Annotated in this window: 9 protein-coding genes; all 9 read left to right on the forward strand. The window is 69.0% G+C overall.

All coding sequences use genetic code 11. The annotated features are described in order from the left end of the window. A partial coding sequence (locus ABT324_RS30735) for a hypothetical protein (RefSeq protein WP_351184580.1) occupies positions 1-408 on the forward strand: 408 nt, incomplete at its 5' end. Between the two features lie 61 nt (positions 409-469). Next, complete coding sequence (locus ABT324_RS30740; protein WP_351184582.1) at positions 470-874, forward strand: hypothetical protein; 405 nt, start codon at positions 470-472, stop codon at positions 872-874. 354 nt (positions 875-1,228) lie between these two features. Next, the gene (locus ABT324_RS30745) at positions 1,229-2,065 is read left to right on the forward strand and encodes a hypothetical protein (RefSeq protein ID WP_351184584.1); all 837 of its coding nucleotides are present in this window, start codon (positions 1,229-1,231) and stop codon (positions 2,063-2,065) included. Between the two features lie 184 nt (positions 2,066-2,249). Continuing rightward, a complete protein-coding gene (locus tag ABT324_RS30750; protein WP_351184586.1) occupies positions 2,250-2,489 on the forward strand; it encodes a hypothetical protein in 240 nt (79 codons plus the stop codon). Continuing rightward, the gene (locus ABT324_RS30755) at positions 2,486-2,941 is read left to right on the forward strand and encodes a hypothetical protein (RefSeq protein WP_351184588.1); all 456 of its coding nucleotides are present in this window, start codon (positions 2,486-2,488) and stop codon (positions 2,939-2,941) included. The genes ABT324_RS30750 and ABT324_RS30755 overlap by 4 nt, the downstream gene beginning before the upstream one ends. A 666-nt stretch (positions 2,942-3,607) precedes the next feature. Continuing rightward, entirely contained in the window at positions 3,608-7,981 is a 4,374-nt protein-coding gene (gene mobF / locus ABT324_RS30760; RefSeq protein ID WP_351184590.1) for a MobF family relaxase, read from the forward strand. Positions 7,982-8,144: 163 nt separating this feature from the next. Further along, the gene (locus ABT324_RS30765) at positions 8,145-8,411 is read left to right on the forward strand and encodes a hypothetical protein (protein WP_351184592.1); all 267 of its coding nucleotides are present in this window, start codon (positions 8,145-8,147) and stop codon (positions 8,409-8,411) included. A 4-nt stretch (positions 8,412-8,415) separates the two neighbouring features. After that, positions 8,416-8,835 carry a hypothetical protein gene (locus ABT324_RS30770; RefSeq protein WP_351184594.1) on the forward strand — a complete coding sequence of 140 codons (420 nt, stop codon included), beginning with the start codon at positions 8,416-8,418 and terminating at the stop codon, positions 8,833-8,835. Further along, the gene (locus tag ABT324_RS30775; RefSeq protein ID WP_502949824.1) at positions 8,813-11,539 is read left to right on the forward strand and encodes an ATP-binding protein; all 2,727 of its coding nucleotides are present in this window, start codon (positions 8,813-8,815) and stop codon (positions 11,537-11,539) included. The genes ABT324_RS30770 and ABT324_RS30775 overlap by 23 nt, the downstream gene beginning before the upstream one ends. Positions 11,540-11,584 lie beyond the last annotated feature (45 nt).

Genomic DNA, 11,584 nt, shown 5'->3' on the forward strand with positions numbered 1-11,584 from the left:
GCGGCCTGCTCGCTGACCTCGTCGCTCATCATCTCTTCGCTCATAATACGAGCGTATCTGCTCGGATTAGTTATCCGAACAGATACGCTCGTGTTTCACTGGAATGGAGCAACCGTGTCGGCCGTTCCTATTGTTTCAGTGCTGCTCGAAATCAGCGCCCCAGCGGTCGGCGCGGGTTTCGAGCCCGTCGGCCAGCTGCTGCAGCTCGGCCGCGGTGACCGCGGTGACCTCATGGGTGGTCAGGACCTGCGCCGCGCGCTCGCGGAGCGCGTGGGCGACCAGGCGCAGCTCGGCCTCCGCGGCCTGGCGGGTCTCAGCGCTGCCACCGGGGAGCGGCTCGGTCAGCTCTACGGGCCGTCGAGGTCGTCCTGCGGTTCGGTAATCCGGGCATATCAGCTCGGATTATGAATCCGAACTGATATGCTCGGATTACTGCTGGAAGCAACACGCAACACGCCTGGAGGTGCTCATGCTGTCCGAGTCCGACCGCGCCGCGCTGGCGCGCTACACCCTGGCCGCGCAGACCGGCAAGACCCCCACCGACCACGAGACGCTCGTCGGTGTCGTCTCGGCCGTCGACGACACCGAGGGCGAGACCCAGCGGCTGCTCGGCCTGCCCGGCGCCGACGAGGTCACCGCCGAGGATCTCCGCGCCGCGTTGCAGCTGGTCCCAACGGAGCGACACTGGGTCGACACCGCCGAGCGCGACCTGCTCGCCGCGCTGATGGACCGCCTGGGCACGTGGGACGCCGTCGGCGAGGCGCTCGGCCAGCGCGGTGACACCGTCCGGTTCCGCTACCGCCGCCTCGGCGGCGAGAAGATCTGGCCGAGCGGCCGCCCGACCAAACGCCGCGGCGCTGCGGCCGCCGAATGACCTGCGCCATTCCGGTGAATTCCGAGCATACCCACTCGGGTTTGGAAATCGAGTGGGTATGCTCGGATTACGAAGGATGGGTGCTCCACCCGCCCGCAGCAATAGGAGACAACCCGACCCACCGCGCCGAGCGCGGGGCCCCGGAGGCCGCCGCCGAACTCTCGCTGTAGCCGCTGGCAGTGATACTCGTGCGACTCATCGCACGAGTATCACTCTGACCAGCGGCGTAGGAGCCGAGTTCCTATGGATAACAAGCATTATGCATATGATCTCGACGCCGTAGCGGCTCATCCGTTCGAGTGGTCAAAATGACCAGCGTTGGACATTTTGGCCAACGCAGGTTATTCTGGGGGCATGACCGACATCATCGATGATCTGGCCGCAATCGCGTACCCGCCGCCCCGCCCCGGGACGGTCATCCCGGAGGAGGCATTCGACGACGTCGCCGAGCAGCGCGCCGCGCAGCGACAGGCCTACGCCGCCAACCTGCGGTCCCTGGCGGAGACCACCGACGAGGACCCGTTGCTGGCGGCGCTGGGCATCGCGGCTGCTGACCGCGACGACGCCGAGCGGCTGGTCCGCCAGTTCATGGCCTACGCCCGCCACCACACCGGCGGCACCCGCCCCGGGTACTCCTGGCCGGTCCTGGCCGCCGCCGCCGGATTAGATCGCAAGACCGCCGAACGACGCGTCGACGACACCGCCCGCACCGCCGTGAGCGAGGCCCTCACAGCCACCGCAGGACTCCGGCCGAGCTGGTGGCACGGGCAGAGCTGGCTCGACACCGCCCGCCACCACACCGACGACCACACGCCGGTGCTGCTCGACCCAGCCGCGATCACGCTGCTGCGCGAACTGCTCGACGCCGAACGGGACCGCCTCGACCCAGCCGACCGCGACCGGGCCAGGCTGGTCACCGACCTCATCGCCACCCTGGACGCCGCCCCGGAATCCCCCGAGCAAGCCGACGACCGCGGCCTCTCCCGGGACGCCACCTGGCACCCCGCCAACCAACTGGCCCGGCTGCTGCCGGTCGCGCTCACCACGCTCGCCCGGTGGGCGGGCGGCGACCACCTCGCCACCACCGCCGTCCGCCACGCCGCGGCGATCGAGTACGACCGCCGCGGCTGGGACGGCGTGCGCGAGGTCGCGGCCGCAGCGCGGATCGCCGCCGACCGCACCGGCTGCTAACCGGGCGGGCCCCCCGATCAACCACGGTCCTACGCCTGGTCGCGGCGCCGCCGCTCCCGGGACCGCAGCACCCTCATCGCAGGTCAGCGCGACAGCTCCGCACCAGATCCACTGCGACCGGATACCCGGCTCAGCCGACGTCCGTTTAGTCCGAGTCCCCACACGCTTCCCCGCGAGGAGCATCATGACTCACGACCACCACGGCATGGCCGCCGTCGGCGGGGACTGCCCGCTGCTGGAGTACGACCCCAGCGATGACGAGCAGTGTCCGGCCTGCGACCACGTCCACGACCTCTGCCCCTACCGCCAGGGCCACGACACCGGCCGGGCGCTGCTCGCCCGCGCGATCGAGTACCTCAACCACGACCCCGAGCAGATCAACGCCCTGCTGCCGACCGCGGACCAGGAAGGACCTCGACGATGACGAACATCGCCCGGCGACTGTGGTCGAAGGTCAGTGCCCGGACACGCGAGAGGATCGCTGCCGAGGCGCTGGAGGCGCGCACCCAGGCCTGGGTCCGCAAGCACGAGCTGCTCGCCGCAGCCCTCGAACCCGACGACGCCGACCGCTCGCCGGATCTTGAACCCGGCCCCGAGCTCGACTACGACCTGGAAGCGGCCCGGGACGCCTACTACCTCCAGCGTGAGCGCGAGGCCGATCTGGCGATCGACGCCGCAGCGTGCGCCGCGATGGACGCCAACCCGCAAGAACAAGCCGTGCTGTTCGAATTCGAAGGCGAACAGCTCTTCGCGATCAAAACAGGCGAGGACGAGTACGCAATCCGCACCGAGGCCGAATACGACCCCGCCGAGTTCGGGATCAGCTGTCAGGCTCGCGAAGCCGCCGACGGACCAGAACTGGGCCTCGGTCGGTGAACGAATTTGCCTGGGGTGGGGACGCGTTCAGAGCGTCTTTTTGGATCGTCCCAAGGATGTTCGCGGCGCGAGCTGAATTATTTTCAATCGACACTGAAGAAATGGAGCGCACGTAAGTCCGGCGCTTGGTCGATCTGCTCAGTGCGAAGCCTGCTAGGATTGACGTTGGCTTCTGTTGGTCCGTAGCACGATCGGCGAAAGCCGAGAATGCCCCCGGGAACCCTGGGGGCATTCTCTTTTGACACGGGGAATTCCTTCGCGCCGTGCGCAACCGGGTTTGCGCTGTGGTCCAATCCCGACTTGTTCTCCGCTGCGCTGCGCTGCGCGGGTGCTCCCGGGGTCCGGGGCGCACCCGGCCCGAGCAGCGAGCCTCCCCGCTACCCCGTGCCGTGACCCGGAGTAGCGGGGAGGCTCGCCCGCGAGCGCCACCGCTGGGCACGGTTCCTCTTGCCCGCTCCTGCTGCCTGCTGCAGCAGCTCTACCGCACTTCGAAGCGACCCAGAGTCAGTCAGGACTCCCACCTCCACAGCGAGTCATGCACGCCCCCCCCCCCAGGCAGGCACAAGCACCCTGCCCCCCTCCCCCAGTTCGAAAAGAAGCGATGGACCTATGCATCATTGGTTGGACCACTCGCCTTCCGGGGTTTCGGCAGGTAGCGTGGTCGGCGTGCTACGGATCAACACGATGGACTCGCGCCCCGGCGCGACGGCCTACCTCACGAGGCAGATGGGCTGCGAGGACCGGCTCGACCGCGAGGAGCAGGAGCTGGCCAAGGCCGCCCAGCGGGGCGACGCGGTCGAGTACTTCGAGAAAGCAGAGCGTGACGGCGAGGCGCCGGGGCGCTGGCGTGGCCGCGGTGCCGAGATGCTCGGGTTCAGCCCTGGCGAGCTGGCCAACGCCGACCAGGTGCGTACGGTGCTCGGAGAGCTCCGAGACCCGCAGACCGGTGATCGACTCGGGCAGGAGCCAAAGAGTTTCGAATCTCGCCAGGAACGTTTTCAGAAATGGATTCAGGAGAATCCGCACGCCACGGAGGAAGACCGGATCCAAGAATGGAACCGGATTGTGGATACCCAACGCAGCGCGGTCGCTTTCTACGATCTGACGTTCTCGGCGCAGAAGACGGTCAGCGTGTACCACGCAGCCCTTGAGCAGTCTGGGCGACACGAGCTCGCAAATGCGGTCCTTCGGGCGCATCGGACCGCCGTCGGTGCGGCACTCGGATATCTCGAGCGAGAGGCCACGTGGACCCGGACAGGCGGTCATCGGCGCACGGTTGATGGCACCACGGGGTCGTTCGAAAAAGTGAACAACGTCGTCGCGGTCGAATTTGACCACTCGACCTCTCGCGCTCAGGACCCGCATTTGCACACTCACTGCGCGGTACTCAATCGCGTCAAGTGTGAAGACGGTCAATGGCGAGCAATTCACGGCGCAGCCTGGCGGAAAACGAAAGCGACCATCGCGTCGATTTACGAGCGGGTGCTCGCTGATGAAATCGAAGCCGCGACTCCCGCGCGGTTTGCCGCGCGGGAGGACGGAATGGGCCGTGAAATCCTCGGAATCGATGACGAGGTGCTCGCCGCATCGTCGCGGCGCAGCCGCCAGGTTGAGGCCGCCCAGCGCGAAGCCGAGCAGCGGTTCCGTGCTGAGCACGGCCGGGCGCCCACGGCACGTGAGTTGCACCGGATCCACCGGATGGCCGGGTTGTCCAGCCGCGCCAGCAAGAGCCATCGGTCGCCTGACCAGCAGCTCAAGGACTGGGCCGAGCTGTTCGACACGGACAAGATCGTCCGCGACGTGGCCGCCTCGGGCCGGGACGTGGACTGGCACGGCCGACCGGATGAGCAGGCCCGGCCGGATCCGATGGACCGCAGCGCGGTCATCTTCGCCGCCTTGCACGAGGTGCAGGCCCGGACCGCGACCTGGCTGCCCGGCGAGCTGCGCGCCGAGATCGAGCGGCAGCTTCCCACGCGCCTGACCGGCGTCGATGACGTACAAAGCTACATCGACGAGCTCACCACCACTGCGCTGCGAGACCAGACCTACGGCGTGGTGGACGTCTCCCGTCCTGAGCCTCTGCCAGTGCCGGGCTGGTGGCGGGAGGCCGATGGCCGCCCGCAGTGGCGCGACCCAGCCGCAGGCAGGTACACGACCCGCACGCAGCTCGACATGGAGCGGGAGCTGGTGGTGACCGCCCGGCAGCACCGCGGCGGTGCGCTGCCCGCCGCCGAGTTGCGCGACGCAGAGGCCGAGCTGCGCACCCGAGGCCTCAGCGAGGGGCAGATCAACGCCGTGCTGGGCGTGCTGGGCAGCGACCGCCACGCCGATGCCCTGGTCTCCGCCGCCGGAACCGGCAAGTCGTTCACCGTCGGTCAGCTGGCTGACCAGTGGGAACGCCGGACCGGAGGGCGGGTGCTCGGCCTGGCGACATCGCAGATCGCCAGCGAGGTCCTGGTCGCCGACGGGCTCGACGCGATCAACACCACGAAGTTCCTCGGGGCCTACGAGGCGGATCCGAGGACCGGCGTGCCGCGCGAGCGCCTCGGGCACCGCGACCTCCTGGTCGTCGACGAGTCGAACATGTCCAGCACGCAGGAGCTGGCGCGCATCCAGCGCATCGCCGCCGCGGCCGGGGCGAAGCTGCTCTACACCGGTGACCCTCGCCAGCTGCAGGCGGTCGGTGCCGGGGGCGCCCTGGGGCTGATCGCGCGCGAGAACGGCGTGTTCGAACTCGAGCAGGTGCACCGATTCGTCGAGGACTGGGAGAAGAAGGCCTCGCTGCGGTTGCGGGAGGGCGACCTCGACGTGCTGGAGGAGTACGACCGGCACGGCCGCATCAACTCAGGAACCCAGGAGGAGATGCGCCGGCGGGCAGTGCTCAACTACGTGCACGACGTCGCGATCAAGGGCCTGTCGTCTGTCCTGGTCACCGCCACAAACCCCGAGGCCGCCGAGGTCTCAGCCGTGGTGCAGGACAAGCTGCGCGTCCACGGCATGGTGGGGCACCACTGGGTCGTCGACCGGCTCGGCGACGGCAACCACGCCTGCCGGGGCGACCTCGTGCAGGCGAGGAAGAACGACTGGCACGTCGAGACCTCCGGCGAGGTAGCCGGGGTGGTCAACCGCGGTCGGTACCGCGTGATCGGCTGGGAGAAGCCCTTCGTGACCGACCCCGACAACCGCCTGGTCGTCGAACTCGAGGACGGATCCGGTCGGGTGAAGCTCCCCCGCGCCTACGTAGAGGAGCACCTGGTGCTCGGCTACGCGGGCACAGAGCACGCCTGCGAGGGTCTGAGCGTCGACACTGGCCACGCCCTTACCGCCGGGTACGTAGCGATGACCAGGGGGAAGACCAGCAACATCGCGTATGTGACCACTGAGGAACCTGGTGACCACCACGGCCCAGGGGTCGACGCGACCGCCCGCGAGATCCTCGCTGAACGGTTCGTCGCCAACGCCGAGGAGCTGACCGCCGTCGAGGAACGGCGGCGAGCTGCGGCGCAGGCCACCGACATGTCGACGCTGGTGGGCATCTGGGACCACACCGACCGGGAACTGTCGGACTACCGGCACTCCGACATGATCGTCAACGCGCTCGGCAACGACCTGGCCGACCGGATCCAGATGGAATCGGGCGCACCCCGCCTGTACCAAGTGCTGCGGGAGGCCGAGGCCTACGGCCATAACGCCGAGCACCTGCTGGCCAACGCGATCAGCGAACGGTCGCTGGACCGCGTTGACGACCTGGCCGCGGTGCTGCGGTCCCGGATCGAGCGCAAGTTGGACCGGACCGACGTGGCTGAGCACAGCTGGACCGGGCGAACTCAAGCGATCACCGGCCCGCTGGGCGAGTTCCAGCGGGAGCTGGCCGGACTGATGGACGCCCGCGAGCGCGAGCTCGGCAGGGTGGCCGCCGAGCAGCAGCCCGAGTGGGCCATCGAGCAGCTCGGCCCCGCCCCGGATCCGTCTGACCAGCAGCAACGGGAAGAGTGGGAGCGGCGGGCCGCGCGCATCGGGGCCTGGCGGGAGACCATCGGCACGCCGGAGACGAACTTGGACCTGGGAGCGAAGCCGCAGGGCTGGCTCGACCAGCTGTTGTGGCAGCGCGCGGTGCACGCCTCCGGCCTCGACCTGGACTCGCTGGACTACCGCCAGGCCGACGAGTCCACGCTGCGGTCGTGGATCTCGCGCGCGGACCGCGCGGCATCTTGGGCACCGGAGTACGTGGCCCAGGACCTCGGCACCGCTCGACGGCTGGAGCACCGCCACCAGTCCGAAGCCGCGCTGGCCACGGCCCGCGCAGAGGCCGCGCTGGACGAGGCCGAACGGGAACAGGCGCTGGCTGACGCTGAGCGCAGCACGCGGCTGGCGCAGCGGATGCGGATCCGAGTCAGCCAGCTCGACGAGCTGCACAAGGTGCGGACGCAGTGGCTCCAGTCCACCGCGGAGATCCGGCACCGGGCGGAGCAGGCGCGCGCGGAGATCGCCCGTCGTGGCCTTGACCAGCGGGAATCCCAGGCTGAGGCCGAGCAGACGGAGCTGTTCGATGCGGCGGTCGCGCTGCGCCCGGATCTGGATGCCGAACACGTGGAGCAGGTGCGGCAGCTGGCGAACGACCACGCCGCTGCGGCGGCTGAGCAGCGGCTGGCCGAACACCTGCACGGCACGGACATCAAGCAGCAGGAGGAGGCCCAGCAGGAGGTCAAGGACGAGGCGCAGCTGGAGCTGTTCAGCGACGCCGAGCTGCAGAACGGCAACGACCGCGCGCTGGCGACCGTGGAGACGGTGCATGCCCCCGAGGAGGAGCTGGAGCAGTCCGCGGAGCAGCCGCTCATCGCGGACGACAGTGTGCGGGAGGCACTGCGGCGGGCCGAGTATGCGCAGGAGATGCTCGACCGCCAGGTCCAGCGTCAGCGCGCCGAGCAGGAAGCGCTCGACGAGGAATTCGATCAGCGCCAGGCACAACAGGATGCTGAACGCGAGGCCCAGCGGGATGCGGAGAGGGCGGAGCAGCAGGAGTTCGAATTCAAACTCTAATCCATTCGGGTGAATGGCAGGGGCGGTTCTCTAGAGCCGCCCCTGTTGCCGTTTTCACAGGTCAACGTGTGTCCCGAATTTCAATCCGCCAGACAGATGGCGGATTGTCTGATAGGAGTAGACCAACTCACACGATCAGCCGTACTCAGGGGGAACCATGCACATGACAACCGCTGTCCTGGTACAGGCACAGTCGAATTTCGGCACCGACGGATTGCGGGGCTGGATCATCGACAACGTGGTCCCACTTGGCCTGCTCGTGGTCGCGGTCCTCCTGCTCTGGCTGGGCGGCGGCAAGGGCGACAACGCTGGGGTCATGACCCGGCTGGGCGGCGTGCTGGTCGCCCTCGCGCTGATCGGCATTGCCGTGAGCGGCGCCGGAGTCAACATCGGCTCGTTCATCGCTGGCCTGTTCACCTCCAACGGCTGAGCCGATGCGCATCGGAACCGACGATGAGATCTACCGGGTCGACGCCGTCTGGCTCGGGCCGCCGAAGGCGACGTTCCCGTTCCGAGCCCGTTACGTGGCCTGGGGGGTTGGCCTGGTCACCTGGGTGGTGATCTTCGCGCTGGCGCGCCGCTGGGGCATCGAGGTGTCGTTCTTCTCGATCGCCTGGAGCGTGGTGATCGCGATTGTGCTCACGCGCCTGATCTGCTCGAAGATCAGCCATGAGCGTCCGCTCGGCGCGGTGGTGGCGCTGTGGCTCGGAGAGCTGCGCGCACCGACGCCAGGGAAGCGCCGCCGCCGTGGCACCGCAATGTCCGTGCAACCGATCCGGGTGTCCCTGGCCCGCCCGCGGCCGCGGCGTGCTCCGGCGGCGAAGTCGACGAATGGGGGCAGGTATGGCTCGTAAAAACCGCCGGACCGACGACGGGATCGCTGCTCGACGCTATGTCCCGTCGATCGCCGCCCGCTCGATCGACGGCCACATTCTCCGCACTGACCAGCAAGTTTACGCCTGGTACCGGCTGGCTCCTCAGCGCTGGTCCTTCCGCTCGGATTCCCAGCGTGAAGGCCTGATCGCCGCCATCGCCGGGCAATACGCCGAGCTGCAGGGCCGGTGGCTGCATCTGCGGGTAACCAGCCGCCCCTTCCCGATCCGAGCTTGGGCGGAGGCGCACGCGGCGAACGCCCGCGACCGGCTGCCCGACGTCGAAGGCGCGCTCAGCTTCGACGACTACCTCGAAGGCGAGCAGCGCCAGCTGCTCGGCCGGTCCATGTCGGAGAAGGAGGTCTACCTGGGGGTGCAGGTCCAGACCCGGAACGTGGTCGACGTGGCCGTCGAGCGGGCCGCTCCGTTGCTGCGGAAGGTCTTCCCCGCCGCGGTTGACGCCGAGCTGGTCGCCCTCGATTCCGAGATCGAGCACCTGGACCAGGTCATGGCGCGTCCCGGCCTGCAAGGCCGCCCGGTCACTGCTCAGCAGATGTGGTGGCTGATGCACCGCTCCGCCACGCTGGGATTGCCCGCGCCGCTCCAGCCGCCCAACGGCCTCGACGGGGCCTGGGGGACCGAGGATCTCGCGTCGTTCGCTGACGCAGCCGAGATGGTGCAGGAGCCCTACGCGCCAACGGTGCTGGTCAACGGGCAGACGATGCAGCACCCGAACCAGCAGCGGCACGTCGCGATCCTCAGCGTGGGCCGGATGCACGACCTCCAGATCCCGGAGCTCGACCCGCCGTGGATGCAGCTGTCCGACCGTCTACCGGTGCCGGTGGAGTGGTCCGCGCGGATTTTCGTCCGCAAGCCCGGCACGGTGGCCCAGGAGCTGCACCGCCAGAGCAACAAGGTGCGCAGCCAGGAGCGGCACTACGTGCGGGAACACAACCTGGAGCCGCCCCGGGCGCTGCGCCGCCAGCTGTCCCAAGTCGCCGCCATCGATGACCAGATGACCAGCGGTTTTACCGCCCTGGCGACCCGGGTGAAGTCCTGGTGGCGAGTCGCGGTGTCCGGCCGGGACGAGAAGCAGGCCCTGCAGCGGGCGCAGCAGCTCGTCGATACCTACGGCGAGAAGATCGTTCTGGAGCACCCAGAAGGCCAGTGGGCACTGGCCCGGGAGTTCATGCCGGGTGAGCCGATGGCCACCACCGCGCACCGCCGGAACGGCCCGGTGACCTGGGCGGCCGCCGCGGTCCCGCAAGCCACGGCCGACGTCGGCGACCGCCGCGGCGTGCTGCTCGGCGAGACCTGGGGAGCGACCCGGCGGCCGGTGGCCTGGGATCCCTGGATGGCGCAGGAGGTTCGGGACTCCTCCGGTCTGACGGCCGTGGTGGCGGGCCTCGGCGGCGGGAAGTCCTTTTTGGGTGCCGCGATCGCCTACAAGGCGGTGCGGGCGGGCGCCCGGTTCACGATCCTGGACCCGTCCGGCCCGCTGGCGCGGCTGTGCGAGCTGCCCGAGCTCGCGCCGTTTTCCCGGGTCATCAACCTGATGCGGGCGCAACCTGGGATCCTCAACCCGTACCGCGTGGTTGCGGACCCGAGGTTCGAGGATTACGCGGGCGAGGAGAACGGCCAGGAAGAGTTCCGCCACGACCTGAAGTGGGCCGCCGCGACCCGCCGGCGCCTGGTGCAGGATGTGCTGACCAACGTGCTGCCGCTCGAGGTTGCTCGCAAGGCCGAGACGAAGGCGGCGATCCTGGAAGCGGTGCAGGCCGTCGGCAACCCGCCCGACGCCCACCCAGGCATGGTCATCGAGGCCCTGACCAGGCTCGACAGCGAGCACGCCGCCCACGGCAGGGTCGTGCACCGCTTCCTCCGAGAACTCGCCGACCGGCTGACCCTGCTGATCCCGGAGCCCGGCCAGGACCCGTACGCCGCACCTCGTGACGACCGGCTGACCGTCCTGACGATGGCGGGGCTGACGCTGCCCCAGGATGGCACCAGCCGTGAGCACTGGACCGACGCCGAGGCGCTCGGTGTTGAGCTGCTCAACCTGGCGGCGTGGTTGACCCAGCGGTCGATCTACGAGCGGCCGAAGCACGAGCGCAAGGGCGTGTGGATCGACGAGGCGTTCTTCCTCTCCGAGGTGCCGACTGGCCGGGTGCTGATGAACCGGTTCGCCCGCGACTCCCGAAAGTGGAACGTGCGCGTGATGCTCTCCAGCCAGATCCCGGCTGACTTCCTGCGGATCAACGGGTTCGTGTCGTTGGTCGACTCCGTGTTCGTCGGTCGGCTAGATGGCGATGAGGCCCAGGCCGACGCGCTGCGGCTGCTCAAGGTGCCGACCGATGCCGGGTACGAGCAGGTGCTCGCGGCGATGTCACAGCGACCGGCGGCCGCGACCGACGAGCGCGACCAGTCCCCGCGCCAGTTCGTGTTCGGCGACGGCGCCAACAACGTCGAGATGATCAGCGTGGATATCTCCGGGGGCCACCTGAAACACCTCCGCGACGCCCTCGACACCACGCCCGGATCCCAGGACCAGGCCGAGCAGCAGCAGGGCACCGGCCGCGCAACCAGCGCCCCGCCGGAGACGCCTGCCCAGCACGGTGACCCCGAGGCGACCGTGCGTGGTCTCGCGCCCGTCACGGTGGCGGGCCAACCGCCGGGGCAGCAGTGAGCACGGCCGTGCGCAGCACCAGGCGATCCCCCCTAGTTCTGGTCG

Origin of the sequence: Saccharopolyspora sp. NPDC000359, from assembly GCF_040300525.1 — a bacterium.
Taxonomy (GTDB): domain Bacteria; phylum Actinomycetota; class Actinomycetes; order Mycobacteriales; family Pseudonocardiaceae; genus Saccharopolyspora.